This is a genomic window from Geobacillus thermoleovorans, assembly GCF_001610955.1.
Lineage (GTDB): Bacteria > Bacillota > Bacilli > Bacillales > Anoxybacillaceae > Geobacillus > Geobacillus thermoleovorans.
In genome coordinates, this window is the sequence record NZ_CP014335.1 from 2,216,918 (window position 1) to 2,239,527 (window position 22,610).

23 protein-coding genes and 2 pseudogenes are annotated in these 22,610 nt (G+C 52.3%); 7 read left to right on the forward strand and 18 right to left on the reverse strand.

Going from position 1 to position 22,610, the window contains the following annotated elements; translation table 11 throughout:
* Positions 1 to 107 precede the first annotated feature (107 nt).
* Both proI and namA read left to right on the forward strand, forming a co-directional pair.
* The gene (proI, locus tag GT3570_RS11110) at positions 108 to 947 is read left to right on the forward strand and encodes a pyrroline-5-carboxylate reductase ProI (protein WP_013144820.1); all 840 of its coding nucleotides are present in this window, start codon (positions 108 to 110) and stop codon (positions 945 to 947) included.
* 140 nt (positions 948 to 1,087) lie between these two features.
* Positions 1,088 to 2,110 (forward strand): NADPH dehydrogenase NamA, encoded by a 1,023-nt coding sequence (gene namA / locus GT3570_RS11115; RefSeq protein WP_011231814.1) that lies wholly within the window; start codon positions 1,088 to 1,090, stop codon positions 2,108 to 2,110.
* On the opposite strand, the gene rnz is transcribed toward namA, so the two are convergent.
* Positions 2,107 to 3,030 (reverse strand): ribonuclease Z, encoded by a 924-nt coding sequence (rnz, locus tag GT3570_RS11120; protein WP_062898758.1) that lies wholly within the window; start codon positions 3,028 to 3,030, stop codon positions 2,107 to 2,109. The genes namA and rnz overlap by 4 nt on opposite strands.
* Before the next feature lie 228 nt (positions 3,031 to 3,258).
* On the opposite strand from rnz, the gene zwf reads away from it, so the two are divergent.
* Together zwf and GT3570_RS11130 are read left to right on the forward strand one after the other, a co-directional pair.
* Entirely contained in the window at positions 3,259 to 4,752 is a 1,494-nt protein-coding gene (gene zwf, locus GT3570_RS11125; RefSeq protein WP_062898759.1) for a glucose-6-phosphate dehydrogenase, read from the forward strand.
* Positions 4,753 to 4,852: 100 nt separating this feature from the next.
* Entirely contained in the window at positions 4,853 to 5,470 is a 618-nt protein-coding gene (locus tag GT3570_RS11130) for a cyclase family protein (protein WP_062898760.1), read from the forward strand.
* 107 nt (positions 5,471 to 5,577) lie between these two features.
* Here the strand turns inward: GT3570_RS11130 and GT3570_RS11135 are convergent, their stop codons facing one another.
* Positions 5,578 to 6,945 carry a glycoside hydrolase family 1 protein gene (locus GT3570_RS11135; RefSeq protein WP_062898761.1) on the reverse strand — a complete coding sequence of 456 codons (1,368 nt, stop codon included), beginning with the start codon at positions 6,943 to 6,945 and terminating at the stop codon, positions 5,578 to 5,580.
* Positions 6,946 to 7,283: 338 nt separating this feature from the next.
* Here GT3570_RS11135 and GT3570_RS11140 point away from each other — a divergent pair, with 338 nt between their 5' ends.
* A complete protein-coding gene (locus GT3570_RS11140) occupies positions 7,284 to 8,531 on the forward strand; it encodes an RNA-guided endonuclease InsQ/TnpB family protein (protein WP_062898762.1) in 1,248 nt (415 codons plus the stop codon).
* Between the two features lie 64 nt (positions 8,532 to 8,595).
* Here the strand turns inward: GT3570_RS11140 and GT3570_RS19135 are convergent, their stop codons facing one another.
* The 4 genes from GT3570_RS19135 to GT3570_RS11160 all read right to left on the reverse strand — a co-directional run bounded on the left by GT3570_RS19135 (position 8,596) and on the right by GT3570_RS11160 (position 12,877).
* Complete coding sequence (locus tag GT3570_RS19135; RefSeq protein ID WP_318258036.1) at positions 8,596 to 9,588, reverse strand: YncE family protein; 993 nt, start codon at positions 9,586 to 9,588, stop codon at positions 8,596 to 8,598.
* 305 nt (positions 9,589 to 9,893) lie between these two features.
* Positions 9,894 to 10,646, reverse strand: coding sequence for an IS21-like element helper ATPase IstB (istB, locus tag GT3570_RS11150; RefSeq protein WP_011230286.1), 753 nt, complete (start codon positions 10,644 to 10,646; stop codon positions 9,894 to 9,896).
* On the reverse strand, positions 10,643 to 12,148 hold the full coding sequence (istA, locus tag GT3570_RS11155) for an IS21 family transposase (protein WP_011230285.1): 1,506 nt from the start codon (positions 12,146 to 12,148) through the stop codon (positions 10,643 to 10,645). Before istA ends, istB begins: the two co-directional genes overlap by 4 nt.
* A 57-nt stretch (positions 12,149 to 12,205) precedes the next feature.
* On the reverse strand, positions 12,206 to 12,877 hold the full coding sequence (locus tag GT3570_RS11160) for a hypothetical protein (protein ID WP_062898763.1): 672 nt from the start codon (positions 12,875 to 12,877) through the stop codon (positions 12,206 to 12,208).
* 333 nt (positions 12,878 to 13,210) lie between these two features.
* Here GT3570_RS11160 and GT3570_RS19140 point away from each other — a divergent pair.
* Positions 13,211 to 13,351 (forward strand): annotated as a pseudogene (locus GT3570_RS19140) (DNA-binding response regulator); the annotation flags it as partial.
* A 68-nt stretch (positions 13,352 to 13,419) separates the two neighbouring features.
* Here the strand turns inward: GT3570_RS19140 and gndA are convergent.
* From gndA to mce, 7 genes are all read right to left on the reverse strand, one after another.
* Entirely contained in the window at positions 13,420 to 14,829 is a 1,410-nt protein-coding gene (gene gndA, locus GT3570_RS11170; RefSeq protein WP_014196285.1) for an NADP-dependent phosphogluconate dehydrogenase, read from the reverse strand.
* Positions 14,830 to 14,990: 161 nt separating this feature from the next.
* Positions 14,991 to 15,182, reverse strand: coding sequence for a hypothetical protein (locus tag GT3570_RS11175; protein WP_062898764.1), 192 nt, complete (start codon positions 15,180 to 15,182; stop codon positions 14,991 to 14,993).
* Between the two features lie 82 nt (positions 15,183 to 15,264).
* Positions 15,265 to 15,750 carry a chemotaxis protein CheW gene (locus tag GT3570_RS11180; protein ID WP_062898765.1) on the reverse strand — a complete coding sequence of 162 codons (486 nt, stop codon included), beginning with the start codon at positions 15,748 to 15,750 and terminating at the stop codon, positions 15,265 to 15,267.
* Between the two features lie 116 nt (positions 15,751 to 15,866).
* The gene (locus tag GT3570_RS11185; protein ID WP_025038879.1) at positions 15,867 to 16,991 is read right to left on the reverse strand and encodes a tripeptidase T; all 1,125 of its coding nucleotides are present in this window, start codon (positions 16,989 to 16,991) and stop codon (positions 15,867 to 15,869) included.
* A gap of 224 nt (positions 16,992 to 17,215) precedes the next feature.
* The gene (locus tag GT3570_RS11190; RefSeq protein WP_011231830.1) at positions 17,216 to 17,467 is read right to left on the reverse strand and encodes a hypothetical protein; all 252 of its coding nucleotides are present in this window, start codon (positions 17,465 to 17,467) and stop codon (positions 17,216 to 17,218) included.
* 87 nt (positions 17,468 to 17,554) lie between these two features.
* Positions 17,555 to 19,105: an acyl-CoA carboxylase subunit beta gene (locus GT3570_RS11195; protein WP_021322087.1), complete on the reverse strand. Its 1,551-nt coding sequence runs from the start codon at positions 19,103 to 19,105 to the stop codon at positions 17,555 to 17,557.
* Complete coding sequence (gene mce, locus GT3570_RS11200) at positions 19,102 to 19,527, reverse strand: methylmalonyl-CoA epimerase (protein WP_025038880.1); 426 nt, start codon at positions 19,525 to 19,527, stop codon at positions 19,102 to 19,104. Before mce ends, GT3570_RS11195 begins: the two co-directional genes overlap by 4 nt.
* Before the next feature lie 213 nt (positions 19,528 to 19,740).
* On the opposite strand from mce, the gene prli42 reads away from it, so the two are divergent.
* Positions 19,741 to 19,833 carry a stressosome-associated protein Prli42 gene (gene prli42 / locus GT3570_RS18495; RefSeq protein ID WP_012820630.1) on the forward strand — a complete coding sequence of 31 codons (93 nt, stop codon included), beginning with the start codon at positions 19,741 to 19,743 and terminating at the stop codon, positions 19,831 to 19,833.
* Between the two features lie 51 nt (positions 19,834 to 19,884).
* On the opposite strand, the gene GT3570_RS11205 is transcribed toward prli42, so the two are convergent.
* The 5 genes and pseudogenes from GT3570_RS11205 to GT3570_RS11225 form a co-directional block, all read right to left on the reverse strand.
* The gene (locus GT3570_RS11205) at positions 19,885 to 20,391 is read right to left on the reverse strand and encodes a L,D-transpeptidase (RefSeq protein ID WP_023633510.1); all 507 of its coding nucleotides are present in this window, start codon (positions 20,389 to 20,391) and stop codon (positions 19,885 to 19,887) included.
* Between the two features lie 68 nt (positions 20,392 to 20,459).
* Positions 20,460 to 21,434, reverse strand: a complete 975-nt coding sequence (locus GT3570_RS11210) for an aromatic acid exporter family protein (RefSeq protein ID WP_023633509.1) — start codon at positions 21,432 to 21,434, stop codon at positions 20,460 to 20,462.
* A 193-nt stretch (positions 21,435 to 21,627) separates the two neighbouring features.
* Positions 21,628 to 21,762 (reverse strand): annotated as a pseudogene (locus tag GT3570_RS11215) (nucleotidyltransferase domain-containing protein); the annotation flags it as partial.
* A 155-nt stretch (positions 21,763 to 21,917) separates the two neighbouring features.
* On the reverse strand, positions 21,918 to 22,226 hold the full coding sequence (locus GT3570_RS11220) for a type II toxin-antitoxin system RelE/ParE family toxin (protein ID WP_014196296.1): 309 nt from the start codon (positions 22,224 to 22,226) through the stop codon (positions 21,918 to 21,920).
* Positions 22,213 to 22,581, reverse strand: a complete 369-nt coding sequence (locus GT3570_RS11225) for an AbrB/MazE/SpoVT family DNA-binding domain-containing protein (protein ID WP_014196297.1) — start codon at positions 22,579 to 22,581, stop codon at positions 22,213 to 22,215. The genes GT3570_RS11220 and GT3570_RS11225 overlap by 14 nt, the downstream gene beginning before the upstream one ends.
* Positions 22,582 to 22,610: the final 29 nt, after the last annotated feature.

A 22,610-nucleotide genomic window follows, 5' to 3' on the forward strand; every position in this document is an offset into this window, starting at 1 on the left:
CGGGCCAAAAAAGGTGGTACCGCGGAAACGAAGGTTTTCCGTCCTTTTGCAGGACGGGAAACCTTTTTCTTTTGGATGGATACACCAAGGCAAGGAGGAGTGGAATGATGAACAACGAACGAACGATCGCGCTCATCGGCGCCGGCTCGATGGCGGAAGCGCTCATCGCCGGCATGACGAAAGCGTTTTGCCATCCGGCGCACATTGTCGTCGCCAACCGACAAAACCGCGCTCGGCTCGAGGAGCTGGCGCGCCAATACGGTGTTTGCACGGCGGGTTGCGCGCAAGAAGCCGTCAAACAAGCGGATATCGTCATTTTGGCGATGAAGCCGAAAGACGTCGTCGAAGCGATGAACGCCATCGCACCGACCCTCCGCGCCCATCAGCTCATTCTTTCACTGCTCGCCGGCATCACGACCGAGACGATCGAACGGCTCGCCGGACGCAACATCCCTGTCGTGCGCGCCATGCCAAACACATCCGCCGCCGTCGGCTTATCAGCGACCGCGATCGCCGGCGGCCGCTTCGCCGCGAAAGAACATCTTGAGGTCGCCAAACAGCTGTTTGAAACGGTCGGCATCGTCGCTGTTGTGCCGGAGAAGGACTTGCATGCGGTCACCGGCCTGTCCGGGAGCGGTCCGGCGTATGTGTATTACTTGGTCGAAGCGATGGAAAAAGCGGCGGCCGACATCGGCCTTGAGCGAGATGTCGCCAAACGGCTCATTTTGCAAACGATCATCGGCGCAGCCGAGATGCTAAAAGCGTCCGACAAGCACCCATCCGTCCTGCGCCGTGAAGTCACGAGCCCAGGCGGCACGACCGAAGCCGGCATTGGCGTGCTTGAGCAATACCGGTTCCAAGAAGCGGTCATCGCCTGCATCCGCCGGGCGACGGCCCGCTCCGAAGAGCTCGGCAGCGCTCTTCTCGCTGCCATCGCCGAAGCGTAAAGAGCGGACCTCCGGAGCGCGCCGCTCCTTTTCCCGCCTAGCCCGAACACGGCGACAATCCGTTTTATTTTGTTTTTGATAAGCAGCGTGCTATCATTCAGTAATGAACCATTCATTGGCCTAGAAAGGAGCTGCTTGTCATGAACACGATGCTGTTTTCGCCGTATACAATCCGCGGGCTGACGCTGAAAAACCGAATTGTCATGTCGCCGATGTGCATGTATTCGTGCGACACGAAAGACGGCGCCGTACGCACGTGGCATAAAATCCACTACCCGGCTCGCGCTGTCGGCCAAGTCGGCTTGATTATCGTTGAAGCGACCGGCGTGACGCCGCAAGGTCGCATTTCTGAACGCGACTTAGGCATTTGGAGCGATGACCATATCGCCGGGCTTCGCGAACTCGTTGGGCTTGTGAAAGAGCATGGGGCGGCCATCGGCATCCAGCTTGCCCATGCGGGGAGAAAATCGCAAGTGCCGGGAGAGATCATCGCTCCGTCAGCCGTCCCGTTTGATGATTCGTCGCCGACGCCAAAAGAAATGACGAAAGCCGACATTGAAGAAACGGTGCAAGCGTTCCAAAACGGCGCACGGCGCGCGAAGGAAGCCGGCTTTGACGTCATTGAAATCCATGCCGCCCACGGCTACCTCATTAACGAATTTTTATCGCCGCTCTCCAACCGGCGCCAAGACGAGTACGGCGGCTCTCCGGAAAACCGTTACCGTTTCTTGGGCGAGGTGATCGACGCTGTCCGCGAGGTGTGGGACGGACCGCTTTTTGTCCGCATCTCGGCGTCCGACTACCATCCGGACGGGCTGACGGCCAAAGACTATGTCCCATACGCCAAGCGGATGAAAGAACAAGGAGTCGACCTCGTCGATGTCAGCTCCGGCGCTATTGTTCCGGCGCGCATGAACGTCTATCCCGGCTACCAAGTGCCATTTGCCGAACTGATCCGCCGTGAAGCAGACATCCCGACCGGCGCTGTCGGCCTCATTACGTCCGGCTGGCAAGCGGAAGAAATTTTGCAAAACGGCCGCGCCGATCTCGTCTTTTTGGGGCGCGAGCTGCTGCGCAACCCGTATTGGCCATACGCCGCGGCGAGAGAGCTGGGCGCAAAAATCTCGGCGCCCGTCCAATATGAGCGCGGCTGGCGGTTTTAACCGCGCGGGATCGAAAACGAGGCGAAATCAACGGCGAGCTCGGTGTTCGGAAACACGCTGCGCGCCTCGGCGACGAGCTGCAGCGCCGCCTCACCTTGGTAGCGAGAGCTGATATGGGTCAAAATAAGCCGCTTCGCCCCGGCCCGCCTCGCCACCTCGGCTGCGTCTGTGGTCGTGGAATGGAAATAGTCATGGGCCAGCCGCTGTTCCGCCGCGGCAAACGTCGCCTCGTGGACGACGACATCGGCATCGCGGGCGAGTTCAATCGCCGCTTCGCAAAAACGGGTGTCGCCCAACACGGCGACGATTCTCCCCTTTTGCGGCGGCCCGACAAATTCGCGCCCGTCGATGACCGTGCCGTCATCCAGCACGACCGTTTTTCCTTGCTTAATTTCTTGATAAATCGGGCCGGGGCGGACGCCGAGTGCTTGCAATCGCTCGACCAAGAGCGGGCCGGGCAAATCTTTTTCAACGACGCGGAAACCGTATGACGGCATGCCGTGATCGAGCCGTTTGGCGATGACGGAAAACCGTTCATCGTCAAAAATGACGCCCTCATCGATCTCCACAATGTTCAGTTCATACCGGAGCTTTGTCCCGCTGACGGCAAGGGCCGTTTCGACAAACGAGCGAATGCCTTTTGGGCCGAAAACCGTAAGCGGCGTCTCGCCGCTTTGAAACGAACGGCTGCCTAGCAGTCCAGGCAATCCGAACAAATGGTCGCCATGCAAGTGCGTAATAAAAATATGCTCGATGCGGCGCGGGCGAATGGCGGTATGCAAAATTTGATGCTGCGTCGCTTCGCCGCAGTCAAACAGCCATGTCGCCCCGCGCTCGTCAAGCAGCTGCAGGGCGACGGACGATACGTTGCGCTCTTTGGCCGGCACGCCGGCACCCGTGCCTAAAAACAACAGTTCCAACGCGCTTCACTCCTTTTTCTCGCTCAACATTGCCTGTTGTTAGCGTACCAATGTCAAAACGGCTTTTCAACTTTCTTTTGCGCTCAAAAACGCCGGGTTGGCGCCCGGCTCTTTCATGAACATAAACGCTTTCCCGCCGGAAAGCAACAAAGTGTTTGCGTTCCGACCGGCAAACCTCTACAATGGTTTCATTGAAGAGACAAATTTGGTTAAAGCGAGGTACATACGGTGGACAACATGAACCCGAAATCGATCATCGTCATTTTCGGAGCGACGGGAGATTTGGCGAAACGGAAACTGTTTCCTTCCCTTTACCGCCTGTATGAAAAAGGGCACCTAAACGACCAGTTCGCCGTCGTCGGCGTGGCGCGCCGTCCGCTGTCGGCCGATGAGTTCCGGAACTATGTACGCGACTCGGTCGAAACGGCGTTTCACCAAAAGCTCGCCGACGGCCGATTCACCTCCCATTTCTACTATCATCCGTTCGACGTGACGGAAGCCGAGTCGTACCAGCGCTTAAAGTCGCTCCTCGAACAGCTCGACGGCACATACAAGACCGAAGGCAACCGCATCTTTTATTTGGCGATGGCGCCGGAATTTTTCGGCACCGTTACTTCCCGCTTGCAGTCGGAAGGATTGACGGAAACGCACGGCTTTAAGCGGCTCGTCATCGAAAAGCCGTTCGGGCATGACTTGGCGAGCGCCGAGAAGCTGAATGACGAGATTCGCCGCGTCTTTTCCGAGCGGGAAATCTACCGGATCGACCATTACCTCGGCAAAGAAATGGTGCAAAACATCGAGGTCATCCGCTTTTCAAACGCCATTTTCGAGCCGCTTTGGAACAACCGGTTCATCGCCAACATTCAAATCACATCGAGCGAAACGCTCGGCGTCGAAGACCGCGGCCGCTACTACGACCATTCCGGGGCGCTGCGCGACATGGTGCAAAACCATATGCTGCAAATGGTCGCCCTGTTGGCGATGGAGCCGCCGATCAAACTAACAACTGATGACATCCGCCATGAAAAAGTGAAAGTGTTGCGCGCCTTGCGCCCGATTGTGCACGATGAAGTCGACCGCTATTTCGTGCGCGGCCAATACGGACGCGGAACCATCCACGGCAAACACGTGCCGGCGTACCGCGAAGAGCCGAACGTCGATCCGAACTCGAACACGGAAACGTTCGTCGCCGGAAAACTTTTGATCGACAACTTCCGCTGGGCCGGCGTGCCGTTTTACATCCGCACCGGCAAACGGATGGCGGAAAAATCGACAAAAATCGTCGTCCAATTTAAAGATGTACCGATGAACTTGTATTACCGGACGAATGAGACGATCGCCCCGAACTTGCTCGTCATCCACATCCAGCCGGACGAAGGGATCACCCTTCATTTAAACGGCAAAAAAACCGGGGAATCGACGACCATAACAGCTCCATTTCAACTCGACTATTGCAACAACTGCATCGACGGCATCAACACGCCCGAAGCGTACGAAAAGCTGTTGTACGACTGCATGCGCGGCGACGCGACGAACTTCACCCATTGGGACGAGGTGGCAGCGTCATGGCAATTTGTCGACCCAATTTCTGAGGTGTGGGCGAACACAAAAGCTTCCGACTTTCCGAACTACGCGGCTGGCTCCATGGGCCCGGCGGCTGCGGACGAGCTGCTCAAACAAGACGGCTTCCACTGGTGGCCGATCGAGCATCCGCGTTCGTAAAGACGCGATGGGCCCGCCTGTTGCGCCCATCTCGTCCTCTTTGCCAAACCAACATAGGGCGCTTGCCCCTTTATCCCTCATGCAAAGGAGCGAATGAACGATGAAAGTGTATGACGTCACGGCCCCGATTTACGAGGGCATGCCCGTGTATAAAAACAAACCGGAAAAACAGCCGAAGCGCACCACCGTCACCAACGGCTATGTGACCGAATCGCGCATTGACATGGACGTGCACACCGGCACGCACATTGACGCCCCTCTTCATATGGTCGAAGGCGGGGCGACGTTTGAAACGATTCCATTGGACGACCTCGTCGGCCCGTGCAAGCTGTTCGATTTGACGCATGTCAACGACCGGATCACGAAAGACGACATCGCGCATCTTGACATTCAAAAAGGCGACTTCGTTCTGTTTAAAACGAAAAACTCCTTTGATGATGCATTTAACTTTGAGTTTATTTTCGTCGCCGAAGACGCGGCCCGGTATCTAGCCGACAAACACATCCGCGGCGTCGGCATCGACGCCCTTGGCATCGAACGGGCGCAAGAAGGCCACCCGACCCATAAAACGCTGTTTGGCGCCGGTGTCATCGTCATCGAAGGGCTGCGGCTGAAAGACGTCCCCGAAGGCCGCTATTTCATGGTCGCCGCCCCTCTCAAACTCGTCGGCACCGACGCCGCCCCGGCGCGCGTCTTGCTGTTGGACCGCGAGCCGTAAAAACAGCCGGTCCCCCGATGGGACCGGCTGTTTGATCATGTCAAATTGAATATTCGCCATGGCCGCCCTAAAGACTGGTAAAATGGCGGGGGCTTCCCCGCCTCTGTTTACAGCTCTTCCCCGTTCGTGCGAATGACGCGCTGGAACCAGTAGAAGCTTTTTTTCTTATAGCGCTTCAAATCGCGCAAGTTCTCGTCGTCGCGGTTGACGAAAATGACGCCGTAGCGCTTGCGCATCTCCCCTTGCGAGCTTAACAAGTCGGTTGCTCCCCACATTAAATAACCGATCACCTCGACGCCTTCTTCCATCGCCATCTTCATTTGTTCGATATGGCGGCGCAAATAGTCGATCCGCTCATCATCTTCGACCGTGCCGTCCTCATTCAGCTCCTCTTCCAATCCGATCCCGTTTTCGGTGATGAAAATGGGCATCTGATAGCGGGCGTACACGTCTTTTAAGGCCATCCGCAACCCGATCGGATCGATCGCCCAGCCCCATTTCGTCTTTGGCAAGTGCGGGTTCGGTTCAAGCCCTTTGATGATCCGCTCATCCTGTTCCTGATGGCGGACGATTTGGCTTTGATAGTAGCTGAACGACAAAAAGTCGACCGTCTGCGAACGGAGCAACTCCTCATCCCCCGCTTCGAGCGGCAGGCAGATTCCTTTTTTCTCAAGCCGGTTGGTCACATAACGCGGATAGGCGCCGCGGGCGAACACATCAAAGAAGAAATCAATGAACAGCTCTTTCGCCTGCACGTTCGCCAAAGCGTCTTCCGGCCGGCATGTCGCCGGATACGTCGTCAAATACGTCACCATCCCGCCGATCTTCGCCTCGGGAGCGATTTCGCGCAGCGCCTTCACCGCTTTCGCGTGGGCGATAAACACGTTATGACAGACGCGGTAGGCAAACGCTTCCGGGTCTTCGTCTTCCGGCCCAATCGCCCCCCATAAATGCGGCTGTTCGAGCACTAAATTTTGTTCGTTGAACGTCAGCCAATAGTTCACTTTCCCGCGGTAACGCGCAAATACGGTGCGCGCGTACCGTTCAAACAAGTCGACGACCTTTCGCGAGGCAAAGCCGTTGTATTTCTTGGCCAACGCCAGCGGCAAATCAAAATGGTACAGCGTAATGACCGGCTCGATGCCGTTCGCTCTCAATTCATCAAACACGGCGTCATAAAACGCCAAGCCCGCTTCATTCGGCTCCCCTTCCCCGTCCGGAAAAATGCGCGTCCAAGCGATGCTCGTCCGGTAGGCGGTAAAGCCGAGCTCCTTGAACAAAGCGATGTCTTCTTTGTAGCGATGGTAAAAATCGACCGCCACTTTCCAATCGGAATGCCCTTTTGGAATCGGGCGCGCATCAACGATCGACAGCCCTTTGCCGCCTTCGTTCCACGCCCCTTCCGTCTGAAACGACGTCACCGCCCCGCCCCATAAAAAGTCGTCGGGGATGATCGATTTACGCTGTTGTGACATGGAAAGACCCTCCTATCTGTGAACAGACGTGTTTAAGTGATTGAACGCCTTGGAAAATTCACCTTTGGGCATCATCCTCATGATGACATATTTGCTTCTTTATAAAACGAGACGAGCGGAGGTACGAGCCCGTCTAGACGTTGTGAAAACTGTTTCATGCGCTTTGGAGAACCAACGCTCCCAGCAATGGCAATTTTATCTTAATTAGGCGAGAAGACTCCCACTTCAACGAAGCGAAGCGGAGTAAGTGGGAGATGAATCGCCTTAACTATATTTTGCTGAAAATAGGATAGATTCAGTAAAATATAGTATAATATAGTTAGATGGGAGGTGAAAAAATGTATTTTTGTATCAAACAACAGCTAAATGGTTTGACCAAAGAAGAATACTTGACTCTTCGAGAACTGTGCCATATTGCCAAGAACATGTACAACGTCGGATTGTACAATGTCAGACAATACTATTTTGAACACAAGGAATTTCTTAATTATGAGAAAAACTATCATCTTGCAAAAACTAACGAAAACTATAAGCTGTTAAACAGCAACATGGCACAGCAAATTTTAAAAAAGGTCAATGAAGCCTTTAAATCTTTCTTTGGTTTGATCAGTCTTGCCAAACAAGGAAAATATGACCACAAGGCTATCAGTATTCCAAAATATCTTAAAAAAGATGGCTTTCATTCACTGATCATTGGCCAGATTCGTATAGACGGCAACAAATTCACGATACCGTATTCTCGCCTATTTAAAAAGACTCACAAGCCTATCACGATAACGATTCCGCCTGTGTTACTGGACAAAAAGATTAAGCAGATTGAAATCATTCCTAAGCATCATGCCAGGTTCTTTGAGATTCAGTACAAATATGAAATGCCTGAAGATCAAAGAGAATTAAATGACCAAAAAGCACTGGCAATTGATTTAGGATTAAACAATTTTGCCACTTGTGTCACATCAGACGGCAGATCATTCATCATTGATGGGCGGAGATTAAAAAGTATAAATCAATGGTTTAACAAAGAAAATGCCAGACTTCAAAGCATGAAAGATAAGCAAAAAATCAAAGGCACCACTCGTAAACAGGCTTTGCTTGCTATGAATCGCAATAATAAAGTGAATGATTATATCAACAAGACTTGCCGTTACATCATTAACTACTGTATTGAAAATCAAATTGGCAAACTTGTCATTGGCTATGCGGAAACATGGCAACGCAATATTAATCTAGGAAAAAAAACAAATCAAAACTTTGTCAATATTCCTCTCGGTAACATAAAAGAAAAACTAGAATATCTTTGTGAATTTTACGGCATTGAATTCTTGAAACAGGAAGAATCATATACGTCTCAAGCCAGCTTTTTTGACGGCGATGAGATTCCTGAATATAATGCCGACAATCCAAAAGAATATAAGTTCAGCGGCAAACGTATTAAGCGCGGCTTGTATCGAACAAAGTCTGGCAAACTAATTAATGCTGATGTCAATGGCGCATTAAACATCTTAAAGAAAAGTAAAGCTGTAGACCTGAGTGTCTTATGCTCTAGCGGCGAAGTGGACACGCCTCAAAGAATAAGGATTGCTTGAAGCAGTCAAACTTCTTTGGAAGCCCCCACTTCAAATTTTCGCTAGAAAATTAAGTGGGGGTAGTTCACTGAGACAGTTTTTGCTTAATCAAATAATGGTTCGTAGCCACTTTTCGATACGTGAAGATCATTCCATCATCTCCAGCCGTTGCGAGCAACGCTTCAGATGACAAATCGGCGATTTTCGTTCCTGTTGCCCGGTTATAAATGGCACGGCTGGTGATGATATATTGACGGCTCGCCGCCCGCAGCGGCTCCGGAAATTCAGCGGCCACCAATGCGCCGGGCTGGGCTGGATTGATGCGCGCCTTTCCGTAAAAAATCTCCCCGCCGTTCATAAAAAAGGCATCATCCCCTCCAGGGAAGGACAATAGTTGCGAAACATGCCAATCGGAAAGCCGCACCGCATACAGATCATGATCCGATGTTCCTTCCTGTCCGACATACAATACATTTTGTTTTTCGTCATACCCAATCAACGGATTGATGAATACCTTTGGGATTCGCCATTGTTTTTTCGTCTTCATATCATAAACGGCAATCGATCCCGTCAACGTGCGGCTATTGTCCGTGAAGAAAATTTTCCCGTCCCCGATCGCCAATGAACGCGGAGCAGCGATCAGCGGCACCGTTCCAAGAAACTGCATTGTTTTGGCGTCGTAAATCGCCATTTTCGTCGCTCCCGATAGCGCAACATACACCTTGCCGCCATCAATTTTTACATCCGTCGGCTGCGGTCCGGGATGAATTTCTTTCACCATTTTCATGTCGCTGGCGCGAATGACAAACAGTTTGCTGTCTTCGGCGGACAACACATACAACCATCCGGTCGACGAATCATAAGCCAAATGGGAAATGGGGACATTGGTGAAAGCATAATGGGACGATCGAACATAATAGCTCTCATCGGCCGGCAATGGATATTTATAAATTCGATTTTCCCCTTCTTTGATCAAATACAAATTGTACTTTGCATCCATCAACGCATAGTTCGTCGGGAATGGAAGCGCGTTTATCTTAGCAGAGGTGTAACGGTCATACACCGCCTTATTTGTCACCACATAGGCCCCTTGAACATCTAAAACGGGGCCGTTATAACAGTCGTGCACCATGTTGATATTTCCGGCATCAATGCGCCTTCCCGCAAAAAACACATCGCTTCCGTCAACGATGAGCGGATGGGTGGGAGCGCTACCTCTCGGCCCTTGATACGAAACTCGCTTCACCACCTTCAAATCGGACAGGCGCAATACCGCTAAATCAGGAATGGAAACATTGCGGCCGATGAAGGCCAGACTGTTTTTTGCAAGCAAAAAATGCAGAGAAGTGCAAGAAAAAATACATAGGCTTGCCAGCTCAAGACTTAAGGTTCCAGACCGGAGGCAGAGGACGGCTGGATCGCGGAGAGAGCGTTCCGCAGTCGATAGCTCTCTCCCGTAAAGGCCAAGATGTGGGCGTGGTGAACCAAGCGATCCACCAACGCTGCCGTCAAACGGTTGTCCCCAAACACCCGATTCCACTGTCCAAATTCTAGATTCGATGTCACCATGACGCTTTTTCGCTCGTAACAGTCGGCGATAATATGAAACAACAGTTCCGATCCTTGCTTTTGAAACGGCACATAGCCGAGTTCATCCAAAATCAACAGTTCGCATGGGTCGAGGCTTCGTTTCAGCCGTCCGAGCGTGCCGTTTTTCAACGCCTCTTCCAGCTGGGCGACAAGATCCGCGACGCGGAAAAACCGAACCTCATGGCCTTGTTGGCACGCCTGAATGCCAAGTGCTGTGGCGAGATGGGTTTTCCCCGTTCCAGGTGAACCTAAAAGCAGAACGTTTTGCTTTCGCTCCAAAAAGCGAAGGTCACACAGTTCCTCCCTCGATGTCGTGGCTGGCCAATGGATATGACCCGACCATTCGTAATCCTTCAGCCATTTCAACTCCCGAAACTTGGCTTTCTTGATCAGCCGAGCCTGTTTCGCTTCTTGGCGGCACGACAGTTCCAGCGCCAATACATCCCGCAAAAACTGTTCTTTCGTTTCGAATCTCACCTCCTCGAATCGATCTGCGATATAGGCCAAATGCAGCGCTTTACAAATCTCTTTCACCTCTGCTCTCATCTCTGGACACCCCCTTCCCGAGCGGGATGAAGACGTTGATCATACACCGTTAAATCCGTTTCATAGTCGATTAGAACGGAAGGGGTGTATGATTCTTCCCACTTGTCCGGGTAATAGGAGTGCTTCGCTTCCATCAACACGCCGATTTCATGAGGAGCCAAGTCCCATCGCTGACTCTCCTCGAGCCACTGGGCGATTTCGTAAAGCGTGTGCCGATCCAACAGCGCTCGCAGTCCTTTCAAACGGGCCACCACCTGGGGCGGGGGGCCAGCCAGATACGTTCGGATCGCCTCCGGCAAGTACGTCCGGTAGCGGGAATGTCCGACAACCCGGGGTTTGGTCTCCCACTCAGCGAAAATCTCTTTCCAAGGGATTTCGCGTTTCACGTTCGTATACGGCCTGGGCGCTTCAAGATGGACGTCTCCATCGGAAGAGAACACAACGAAACGATTCCATTCTTTCTTCACCAACACCCGGTTGGGGACGGACAGGCCATGGACGACGAACGCCTTCCCATCCACCATCACTTCTCCGTACTTATTCACGTAAGCGTGATCGAGGGAGAAGATCGGAAGATCTTGTTCCGGCAACGCCAACAGCTCCGGTTGCTCTTCCTGCCATAGTTCCTCGATCCACCGCCCCTTTTCATAATGAGGACGGTTTCGGTCCTCGACCATCTTGCGATGCAGCCACTCCACCAGCTCCGGATCCGACTCCATCAATGGAGCGGGGATGAAACAAAGGTTGCGAGTGTAATAGACTTTTCGCTCCGCATTTCCTTTCTCATGTCCACTGTATGGATTGCACACTTGTACATCAAACCGATAGTAGAGTTGAAATTTCTCAAAAGCCTCGGTGAATCGGCGTTCTCCCCCTTTTCGAATCGACACAATGGCCGCGGACAAATTGTCAATGCGCAATGCCTTTGGCACTCCCCCAGCCTGACGAAACAGCTGCGTCAACCCATGGAGGAAGCATTCACTGTTTTCCGCCGGCAGCGGATAAGCAAACGCAGCGTTGCTATAGGGAAAGCTCATGATCAAAACCGATCGCTCTTCTTCCTTCCCCTCCTTCGTCACAACCGTCATCTTCCCGAAATCCACCTGCGCCTCGCCTGGCGGGTGCTCCAGTCGTTCATAGCGCTGTTCTTTCTCGAGCTTGAGCTGCGGTCTTCGTTTTTGCACGTACGCGCAAACGGTGCGATACGAGCCTTGAAATCCATGGTCACGACAAAGCGCTTCAAACATCGTCTTGTTCGTTCGCCGTTGTTTTCTCGGCAGTTTGGCATCCTCCTCCAACCAGTCATCAATGATTTGCCCGTACCCTTCTTCCTCCATCATCCCCTTTTTGCGTTTGATGGTTGGTTGGACAGAAATGTCTCCATCTGCGTATTTCTTGACCGTTCTCCAGTTATATCCCGTTTCACGGGAAATTTCCGCAATCGATAACCCTTTCTTTTCACGCAGTTTTCTGATACGATTAATTTCGGGCATTGCCAGCATCCTTTCGCTCCTCCACTGTTTGGTTATGTGTTCACAACTTCCACAGTAGAGGAAATGTTAGAGGCTGGCAAGCCTTTTTTCTTTGCCTTCAGCTCTGCACTTTTCGTTGCAGAACTCTGTATTTTTATTTTGCAATAAACAGGCCAGACCTCGCTTCTCATCGAAAAACAACGTATTTTCCTCTGAAAAAACGGAAAAAAAGTTAGGATCAGCAATCAGCCGGCTTGTTTGGCGTTTCGCCGCCAAATCCCACATGTACATCTCATACGTCGTCTTCCCGCGCCCGTACTGCTTTCCGAAAGTTACGATTTTGTTGCCTAATAGGCCAAACGGCAATCCGTTATACGGGGCTCGTTGAATCAGCCGTTTTGTTTTGACGTCAAAAACGTCTATCGATGTTTCAGACGGCACATACAGCTTCCCGTCCCGCAAAAGAAGAGTGACCGACCGCTGGGCATATTTCCGCCATAAAGCGCTGTATGCCCGCAGAGAAACGGGTTCCTGCTTTTTGATCGACAATGTGCTCGCTTCAATAAATAATAACATCCCCTTTTCCGTGAGCGCATAAATATACCCATTTTGATCATCCATGACCCAATCGAGCACGCGCCCAGGAAGCTGTTGCGTACGCGGTCCGGCCGCTTCCGCTTTAGCGGAAGGAAACACATGGAAAAGACAGATAAACAAGAAGAGACAAAATAAAAAACCTTTCCTAAATGTTGTTCCCATTCCAATCCCCCGTCAAACAATGATTTCTAATTCCTTCCTTATACATTCCTTGCGCATAGCATAGCTCAAACAATCGAGCACCGACATTTGACCATTCCTTATCCATCCTCAATATCCATGATAGCCCACCGTTGATCATCACTTCAAGCTCTTTTTGCCATACGCCCCCTGTTCGGCCGCATGCACCAACTGCCGCCGATCACGAACAGCGGCCATCGCTTTGCTGTGTAATGCATTTTCATGCTTTCCCTTTTGAACCTCCTTTCCCCCGAACGGTGAAACAAATATAATGAAAACGGAACTCCCAATAGAAACAAGTGGGGTGAGGCAAAATTGAACATTTTGCTCATTGAAGATGATGTGACGTTGTTTCAAGAAATCAAAGCACGTTTGGAACAATGGTCGTACGACGTTTGCGGCATCCGCGATTTCGGCCGTGTGATGGAAGAGTTTTCTGCTTGCAAGCCGCACTTGGGGAAGCTTTCGTTTCATCAAGCACCAAAAAACCCTTAGAACCGCCTTCGGCTCTAAGGGTTTTTCGCTTATTTCAACCATTCCGTATGGAAAATGCCTTCTTTGTCGACGCGTTCGTACGTGTGGGCGCCGAAGTAGTCGCGCTGCGCTTGGATTAAGTTGGCTGGGAGCACCGCGGTGCGGTAGCTGTCGTAATAGGCGAGGGCGCTTGCGAATCCTGGCACTGGAATGCCGCGCATCGCCGCGGTGGCGACGATTTCGCGGAGCGCGTCTTGGTAGCGTTCGACAATGTCTTTGAAATACGGATCCAAGAGCAAGTTCGAAAGCGCCGGATCGCGGTCGTACGCCTCTTTAATTTTTTGCAAAAATTGCGCGCGGATGATGCAGCCGCCGCGGAAGATCATGGCGATGTCGCCATAGCGCAAGTTCCAGTTGTATTCCTCAGAAGCCGCCTTCATTTGCGCAAATCCTTGGGCGTACGAGCAAATTTTGCTCATATAAAGCGCGCGGCGCACGGCTTCGATGAAGTGGCCGCGGTCGCCTTCAAACGGCTTCACCGCTGGGCCTGCCAGCACTTTGCTTGCTTTCACGCGCTCGTCTTTCATCGCCGAGATGAAACGGGCGAACACCGATTCCGTGATGATCGGCAGCGGCACGCCCAAATCGAGGGCGTTTTGGCTCGTCCATTTGCCCGTCCCTTTTTGCCCAGCTTTGTCCAAAATGACATCAACAAGCGGCTTGCCTGTTTCTTCATCGATTTTCGTGAAAATGTCGGCCGTAATTTCAATCAAGTAGCTGTTCAATTCGCCTTTGTTCCAGTCGGCAAACACTTCGTGCAGCTCTGCAGCATCCATGCCGAGCACATGTTTGAGCAGGAAGTACGCTTCAGCGATCAGCTGCATGTCGCCGTATTCAATGCCGTTATGCACCATTTTGACATAATGCCCCGCGCCGTCCGGACCGATGTACGTCGTGCACGGCTCGCCGTCGACTTTCGCAGCGATGGCTTCAAAAATCGGGCGCACGAGCTCATGCGCTTCTTTTTGCCCACCCGGCATGATCGACGGGCCTTTCAGCGCCCCTTCCTCACCGCCGGAGACCCCTGTGCCGATAAAGTGAATGCCGAGTTCAGCGAGTTCTTTATTGCGGCGTTGCGTATCCTTAAAATACGTATTGCCGCCGTCAATTACAATATCGCCTTTCTCCAAATGCGGCTTCAGCTGTTCGATCGTCGCGTCCGTCGGCGCTCCGGCTTTGACCATCAGCAAAATTTTCCGCGGTTTTTCCAAGGCGTTGACGAATTCTTCGATGCTGTATGTACCGACAATGTTTTTTCCTTTCGCTTCCTGCAAAAACTCGTCCGTTTTTTCGCGCGAACGGTTGTATACCGCCACTGAATAGCCTTTGCTTTCAATGTTCAACGCCAAGTTTTTCCCCATGACCGCCAGTCCGATGACGCCGATTTGCTGTTTCGCCATGATTCAACGTCCCTTTCCGTTTTGGTTTGTTCATCAAACAACATACCATACGTTTACGCTTGCCTGCAAGTTTTTCTAAACCGATTTATGAACGAGTCTGCACGACGGATTTGTTTGCCATTTTCATATTGAAAATGAAAGGGGCGCAACGCCCCTCATGCTTAGTAGCCTCCATAGTGCGGGAAGCTGTATGGGGAAAACGGATAGTGGCCATCATACATCCCGTATGGAAAATGGTGATAGCCGCCGTAGCCCCCGTGCCAATAAGGATAGTAGCCATACGGATAGTGGCCGTAGCCGCCAAAGTACGGCGGATAAAAGCCGCCCGGATACGGGCCAAACGGTCGAACCATGGAATGCGCCTCCTCTTCATGAGTTGAAGTTCATTTCCATGATTAGGATATGCGCGGAAGAAAAAACGGTATAGGCAAACACCTATACCGTCTCTCCTGCCCGGACAGCGGCTTGGGCAGCGGCCACCTGCTCGCGAATCTCCTCTGCCTCGTCCAAATGGGCAAACAAGACGCGCGGGTCAAGCACGGTCAACAGCCGGTCGGCTTGCGCCGCCATCCCGACTACATACGGCGTCCGCTCCGCGGACATCAGTTGAAGCGGTTTAATGGCCTGAGGCTCAATATCGGCGATCTCTTTGGCCTCATCGACGATAAACGCCACCGACAAGCCATCCACAGCGGCGACAATGAGGCGTGTCTGATCCGTTTCCTCAATCGCTCTTCCGTACAACAATTCCCGCATATCAAGCACCGGCACAAGCTCGCCGCGGATGCGCACGACGCCGGCCATATAGTCCGGCATATGGGGCACCGCGGTCGGCTCTGTCATTTTTTCAATCGAGACGACATACGCGATCGAAACGGCGTACTGTTCCCGCTCAACGCGAAAGATGACGTATTTGTCCATTCCCCAGCCCTCTCTTCTTCAACATCTTGCCTTTGCTTTTTTTATCGGCAGCTTTCATCCTATTTTCAGCGCGAATGTTCTCCGCTCGAGAAAAAGAGCATCCAGCCTCGGGATGCTCACTCGGCATTGGCGACTTCTTCGACAATGGCGATGACCATTTCCGTCAGTTTGACCAACTCTTCAATCGGCATCCGCTCGTTCGTCGTATGGATCTCTTCATAGCCGACAGCGAGGTTGACCGTCGGAATGCCGAAGCCGGCAATGATATTGGCATCGCTGCCGCCGCCGCTTCGCTCGAGCTTGCACGGCCGGCCGATTTTCGCCGCCGCCCGTTTGGCGATTTCCACGACATGGTCGCCGTCGCTGAACTTAAAGCCAGGGTACATCACTTCCACTTCGACATCGGCGCGGCCGCCCATTTCCACGGCGACCGTTTCAAACGCCTCTTTCATTTTCGCCACTTGCGCTTCCATTTTTTCTGGGACAAGCGAGCGGGCTTCCGCTAAAATATCGACGCGGTCGCAGACGATGTTCGTTTGCGTGCCGCCTTCAAAGCGGCCGATGTTGGCCGTTGTTTCCTCGTCGATGCGGCCGAGCGGCATTTTCGCGATCGCTTTCGCCGCAATCGTAATGGCGGACACCCCTTTTTCAGGCGCCACACCGGCATGAGCGGTTTTGCCGTGCACAACCACTTTCAGCTTCGCCTGCGTCGGGGCGGCGACGACGATGTTGCCGACTTTGCCGTCGCTGTCCAAGGCATAGCCGTATTTCGCTTGGATGAGCGACGGATCGAGCGCCTTCGCCCCGACAAGCCCCGACTCTTCTCCGACGGTGATGATAAACTGGATCACGCCGTGCGGGATGTTTTGCTCTTTCAACACCCGAATCGCTTCCAACATCGCCGCCAAGCCCGCTTTATCATCCGCGCCTAAAATCGTCGTCCCGTCGGTGACGACATAGCCGTCTTGAATCGATGGCTTCACGCCTTTGCCCGGCACGACCGTATCCATATGCGACGTGAAATAAATCGGATCCACCCCGTCTTTCGTCGCCGCGAGCGTGCAAATCAAGTTGCCCGCCCCATGTCCCGTTTTCGCGGCGGCATCGTCTTCGATCACCTCAAGGCCGAGCGCTTCAAACTTTTGTTTGAGCACGTTGGCGATTTCCCCTTCATGCTTCGTTTCTGAATCGATTTGCACGAGTTCCAAAAATTCGTCGACAAGACGCTGCTCGTTTACCATCTGTTTCGTCCTCCTATGTATAGATTCCTCTTCCAGTATACCGGAAGTTTCCGCCAAACACCAAACTAGACGCCGAAACAGCTTGAGTAAACGAATGATGAGTGGAATTCAGTTTTTTCATGACTTCAGACAAATGCTGAAATCATGAAAAGCGCAGCAAAGCACCTTCGTTCAGGAAAGGTTGCGGATGTCTCATGCTAATCTTTCTTTGTCATCTTCTATTGTCATTTTCTTTTAAAAAGAGAAAATAACCCTGTCAATAAGAAAATGCCCCCTACCATTTGATAGGCATTGATATACCCTTTTAACATTTGCAAGTATTCTTGCGAACCGGCCGAGCCGCCTACGGATCGAACCCATGATGAAACAGAATCACTTCCTAATTTAGGGCTATTTAAAAGGAGCCACAATCCAATGACGGCAATAATCAATGGAATCAACTTCACTCTGCTGTTTGGGTCGTTGAAAAAATTCATTTTCCTCTCCCCTTTTTTAACCATATTATACCATATCAAACCCAAAACATAAAAGACGCCCGAGATTGACCGGACGCCTTCCATCGTTTACAGCGGAATATTGCCATGCTTTTTCTTCGGCCGCTCCTCGTGCTTGTTTCGAAGCATCTCGAGCGCCTGAATGAGCTTGATTCTCGTATCGCGCGGGTCGATGACGTCATCGATCATGCCGTATTTGGCGGCGACATACGGATTGGCGAATTTCTCGCGGTATTCGGCAATTTTTTGCGCCCGCGTTTCTTCCGGATTCGGACTTTTTTCAATTTCGCTCGCGAAAATGATGTTCGCCGCCCCTTGCGGCCCCATGACGGCCACTTCGGCGTTCGGCCACGCATAGACGACATCGGCGCCGATCGATTTGCTGTTTAAGGCGACGTACGCGCCGCCGTACGCTTTCCGCAAAATGACCGTAATTTTCGGCACCGTTGCTTCCGAGTAGGCGTACAAAATTTTCGCCCCATGGCGGATGATGCCGCCGTGCTCCTGCTTGACGCCCGGGAAAAAGCCGGTGACGTCCTCAAACGTAATGATCGGGATGTTGAACGAATCGCAAAAACGGATAAAACGCGCCGCCTTGTCGGACGAATCAATGTCAAGCCCGCCGGCCATAAACTTCGGCTGGTTGCACACAAGCCCCACCACTTCGCCTTTGATGCGGGCAAAGCCGATCACGATGTTTTTGGCGAAATCTTTTTGCACTTCCAGAAACGATCCGTCATCGACGACGTGGGCGATGACGTGGCGCACATCGTACGGGCGGACGGCGTCAATCGGCACGACATCGGCCAAATCGGGGCGGTAGTCGTCCCCGTCCGGAATCGGGCCAAACGGCGGCTTTTCGTTATTGTTTGACGGCAAATAGCCAAGCAGCCGCCGCACCTCGGCGAGCGCTTCCTCTTCATTCGCCGCCGCAAAATGAGCGTTGCCGCTGATCGTGTTGTGCACGCGGGCGCCGCCTAAATCTTCGGCGCTGATTTTCTCCCCGGTCACCGCTTCAATCACTTTCGGACCGGTGATGAACATTTGGCTCGTTTTTTCGACCATGAACACAAAATCCGTGATGGCCGGCGAATAGACGGCCCCGCCGGCGCACGGCCCCATAATGACGGAAATTTGCGGGATGACGCCGGAATAAATGGCGTTGCGGTAAAAAATGTGCCCGTACCCGTCAAGCGACAAGACCCCTTCTTGAATGCGGGCGCCGCCCGAATCGTTCAAGCCGATGACCGGCGCCCCGGTTTTCGCCGCCAAATCCATGATGTTCGTGATTTTTTTCGCGTGCATTTCCCCAAGCGCCCCGCCGAAGACGGTGAAATCTTGCGAGAACACAAATACGGTGCGTCCATTGATCTTCCCGTAGCCGGTGACGACCCCATCGCCCGGCCCCTTCTTTTCGCCAAGTCCAAAATCGGTGCAGCGGTGCTCGATGAACGGATTGAGCTCGACAAACGTTCCTTCATCCAAAAGCAAGTCAATCCGCTCGCGCGCCGTCAGCTTCCCTTTCGCGTGCTGCTGTTCGATTTTCTCATCGCCGCCGCCCAGTTCAATCTCACGCCGGCGGTCATACAGTTCGTTGATTTTATCGTACATGTCGCTCATTGGTGTCCCTCCGTTCGGTTCGTCCGTTCACAAAGTTCGTACAACACGCCGCCGGTCGATTTCGGGTGCATGAAGGCCACCCACGCCCCGCCGGCGCCGCGTTTTGGCGCATCTTGAATCATGCGGATGCCATGCTCCTTCAGCTCACGGATGCGCTCGGTGATGTCTTCAACCCCAAGCGCCACATGATGAATCCCTTCGCCGCGCTTCTCGATAAATTTCGCCACCGCGCTCTCTGGCGACAGCGGCTCAAGAAGTTCAATTTTCGCCTCTCCAGCCTGCAAAAACGCCACTTTCACCTGCTCCGACTCGACTTCCTCGATGCCGAGAAACGGCAGGCCGAGCACATCTGTATAAAACGGAAGCGCTTTCTCGATCGAGCGGACGGCAATGCCGATATGGTCCACTTTTTTCACCTGCATCGTCTTGGTCTCCTTTGCTGCAAAATGATGAGGCCAACATTTTATTATTCGCCGTTTCGACAAAAAATCCTGCTTTTTTTGTTTTTCTTTGTCTGCGCAACGGTCAAGCCATGGAGCGGTCCGTTTCATCTCTCATCCTGCTTTTTTCCTTGTCCGCCCTGCTGTTTGCCGTTACAATAAACGTAGAACAGCGGACGGAAGGAGGACGGACCGTTGTCGCGCAAAACGCAAAAATTCGTGGTTTACTTGATGCTCATTTGCATGCTGCTGACGACGCTCCTCGCCGGCATCAGCATGTGGTTTTAAGCGCGATCCGGCGTAAAAAACGCAAGCTCCGAAACCGGAAGCTTGCGTTTTTCATTGGACAGCGCCGTACCGTTTGGCAATGGCGTAAAACGATTCGTTGCTGCGGAGAATGAGCACGTTGGCGCCGATGGGCACCCGTTCATACAGCTGCTCGACATCGCGGTTGTGCATGCGCACACAGCCTTGCGAAACGTAGCCGCCAATCGACGCCGGGTTGTTCGTGCCATGAATGCCGTACGTGCGCCCGTCCGTCCCGCGCGCGTTAAAGCCGATCCACCTTGTGCCGAGCGGATTGTTCGGCGCCCCGCCCGGGATGTTCTTTTTCCGATAATACGGGTGTTTCGCCTTCACCGTCACCGTAAACATTCCTTCCGGCGTCAAATCGGTATTGACCCCGGTCGCCACCGGATAAACGGCTTCGATGCGGCCGTCGCGGACGAGCGCGAGCTTATTGATCGCTTTGTTCACAATCACGAGCGGCTTCGCCTCCGCCGCTGTCTGGAAAGGCGCCCCCAACACTGCGGTTATCACGAGACAAATGGCCAACCATACCCGCATATAAGTCCATCCTTTGCTTGAATGTTTGGCTATAGTGTGCGCCAAAACGGATGGACATATGCCCTGTATCATGCCTTCAGCCGCTGCTGTTTTGGTTCGTTTCCGGGGTGGAATTCGCTTTTGATGATTAAATATCGCTCCAATTCGCGCACTAAATGAAACAACGCAGCCCGCTCTTCAAACTGCTCGCGCGTCTTTGGCAGCGGCATCGCCTTAAACTGTTCGCGCATCTCGGCGAGGCGCCGCAAAAAGCGGTCCGCCGTATTTCCCGGGTGAATGGCATCGCTTAATTCGTCGATAAAATCCGCAATCATCATCCGCTGCTCGACCGTGTAGACGAGCGACGTCACAAGCGGAAGCATATGCTCAATGATTTCCAACTGCCGCTCGCGCATGCGGAAGTAGCGGACATATTCATCCTCATTCCGCCATAATTGGTTGTCGGCGTGACGCATGGCGAGTTTTTTCGCTTTTTCGAGCGTCTCGGCGGCGAGCGGAAGCTCTTTGCCATCCCAATCGAGTTCATTGGTGCGCAAGTAGCGGACGATTTCTTTTAAAATGATGCGGAACAAGTCTTCAACAGTGCGTTGGTGCTCCTTCAACTGCTTTTCCACACTCGGCATATACATGTTCATCAGCAGCGCCACACCAATGCCAACCGCCACCAGCAAGATCTCATTGGCGACCAATCCCCACGTGATGTCCTTGGCCGCATACAAATGCAAAATAATGACCGAGCTTGTCGCAATGCCCTCGTTCACTTTCAGCCTGACGGTCACTGGAATGAACAGCAGCAGCAACAGCCCGATCGTCCACGGATGATAGCCGAAGACGGTAAAAAACAACGCCGCAAACCCGATCGCGACGACGCACGCCGCAAAACGAGCCCGGGCGGTCTCAAGCGACCGCTTTTTCGTCACTTGGACGCATAAGATGACGATAATGCCAGCGGAAGCGAAGTTATGAAGACCGATGAGCTGAGCGATGGCAATCGCCAGCGCCGCCCCCACCGCCGTTTTCAATGTCCGATAGCCGATTTTCATCGCGCCGTCTCCTTTGCCAATGTTTGCCGACTTCATTGTACAGATGACGGCGCTTTCGATGCAAGGAAAAACAGACAATACTTGGCTCACACGCACACCCGTCCCGAAGCCCATCTGCCCAAACAGCCGCGGAAGGGCAAAAAAAGGCCGCCCTCAAGTGAGAAAGCGGACCGGCTAAATCCGGAGGCACGGTTCATGAGCAGGCTTTCTCATAAATCGTTTTCCCATCGCGCTCGATTTCGCGCCTGATCGCTTCGTTCAGCGCGTCGAAAAAAAGCACGTCGCACGAATAAATGCCGACGATGTCGTCAATATACTCCGCCACTTGCTTCGACGCGGCAATGACGTTTTTCAAATGAAGCAGCAACCGAAACGCATGCTGGCGCGATAGTCTAATCAATTCCCGCTCATCCATGCCACCGTTCTCCTTTAGCCATTGTCTTAAATAGATCTATGCCTTCGAAAACGGCGCTCGATTCGTCTTTATATATAACGCGTCAACTCTTCGTAAAAATTTTCACGCGTTCCCACCAAAACCACGACCACAACATATCCGCTGTCATCCTGATCGATGAAATAAGCAATTTCGTAATTGACCCCTTGATGATAAATGTCATACCCATAAACTCCTGCCAAATCTCCTGTTTTCGCTTCCCCTGCTTCGGCGGGATCGGTAAGAATCTGCCGCAAGGCTTCGATCAAACGCTGCTTCAGAGCTGCATCCTTTTTTGTCAATTTTTTAATGGCTTTTTCTGCTTTCGGAAGCAATTGCAGTCGATTATTGTTCATCATCTTCGCCAAATAACTCCTCTAACGTATCCGCCGTATACGTTTTTGCCTTCGGTCTTTCCTCAGAAATCATCGCGTTGAATGCAGGGGCAATTTGCGATTTACGGTATACAAATTCTTTGTATAGTTCTTCACCTGCATATCCTTCCCTGATCAAGTCTTTTAAAATCAGATCGGAAAAGTCAAAGTGGTTCTCATGAATCGGATGAATAATTAACTTATTATCCGCCAGCTCAATCAGCACTTCATTTCCAATCCCTAATTGCTCATAAAAATCTTTTGGGATTGTAATTTGTTTTTTACTTGATACAGCAATGCGCTTCACACGTTTTTTCTTGTCATCTGGGAGTTTGTCCATCGGTGCCTTCTCCTTTGTCATCGAATCTG

What these genes read in the sequence shown, in the direction of transcription:
- proI (WP_013144820.1), top strand. Translation starts at nt 108, where the DNA reads ATGAACAACGAACGAACGATCGCGCTCATCGGCGCCGGCTCGATGGCG.
- namA (WP_011231814.1), top strand. Translation starts at nt 1,088, where the DNA reads ATGAACACGATGCTGTTTTCGCCGTATACAATCCGCGGGCTGACGCTG.
- GT3570_RS11130 (WP_062898760.1), top strand. Translation starts at nt 4,853, where the DNA reads ATGAAAGTGTATGACGTCACGGCCCCGATTTACGAGGGCATGCCCGTG.
- GT3570_RS11135 (WP_062898761.1), bottom strand. Translation starts at nt 6,945, where the DNA reads ATGTCACAACAGCGTAAATCGATCATCCCCGACGACTTTTTATGGGGC.
- GT3570_RS11140 (WP_062898762.1), top strand. Translation starts at nt 7,284, where the DNA reads ATGTATTTTTGTATCAAACAACAGCTAAATGGTTTGACCAAAGAAGAA.
- istB (WP_011230286.1), bottom strand. Translation starts at nt 10,646, where the DNA reads ATGAGAGCAGAGGTGAAAGAGATTTGTAAAGCGCTGCATTTGGCCTAT.
- istA (WP_011230285.1), bottom strand. Translation starts at nt 12,148, where the DNA reads ATGCTGGCAATGCCCGAAATTAATCGTATCAGAAAACTGCGTGAAAAG.
- GT3570_RS11160 (WP_062898763.1), bottom strand. Translation starts at nt 12,877, where the DNA reads ATGGGAACAACATTTAGGAAAGGTTTTTTATTTTGTCTCTTCTTGTTT.
- gndA (WP_014196285.1), bottom strand. Translation starts at nt 14,829, where the DNA reads ATGGCGAAACAGCAAATCGGCGTCATCGGACTGGCGGTCATGGGGAAA.
- GT3570_RS11175 (WP_062898764.1), bottom strand. Translation starts at nt 15,182, where the DNA reads ATGGTTCGACCGTTTGGCCCGTATCCGGGCGGCTTTTATCCGCCGTAC.
- GT3570_RS11180 (WP_062898765.1), bottom strand. Translation starts at nt 15,750, where the DNA reads ATGGACAAATACGTCATCTTTCGCGTTGAGCGGGAACAGTACGCCGTT.
- GT3570_RS11185 (WP_025038879.1), bottom strand. Translation starts at nt 16,991, where the DNA reads ATGGTAAACGAGCAGCGTCTTGTCGACGAATTTTTGGAACTCGTGCAA.
- GT3570_RS11190 (WP_011231830.1), bottom strand. Translation starts at nt 17,467, where the DNA reads ATGAATTTTTTCAACGACCCAAACAGCAGAGTGAAGTTGATTCCATTG.
- GT3570_RS11195 (WP_021322087.1), bottom strand. Translation starts at nt 19,105, where the DNA reads ATGAGCGACATGTACGATAAAATCAACGAACTGTATGACCGCCGGCGT.
- mce (WP_025038880.1), bottom strand. Translation starts at nt 19,527, where the DNA reads ATGCAGGTGAAAAAAGTGGACCATATCGGCATTGCCGTCCGCTCGATC.
- GT3570_RS11205 (WP_023633510.1), bottom strand. Translation starts at nt 20,391, where the DNA reads ATGCGGGTATGGTTGGCCATTTGTCTCGTGATAACCGCAGTGTTGGGG.
- GT3570_RS11210 (WP_023633509.1), bottom strand. Translation starts at nt 21,434, where the DNA reads ATGAAAATCGGCTATCGGACATTGAAAACGGCGGTGGGGGCGGCGCTG.
- GT3570_RS11220 (WP_014196296.1), bottom strand. Translation starts at nt 22,226, where the DNA reads ATGATGAACAATAATCGACTGCAATTGCTTCCGAAAGCAGAAAAAGCC.
- GT3570_RS11225 (WP_014196297.1), bottom strand. Translation starts at nt 22,581, where the DNA reads ATGGACAAACTCCCAGATGACAAGAAAAAACGTGTGAAGCGCATTGCT.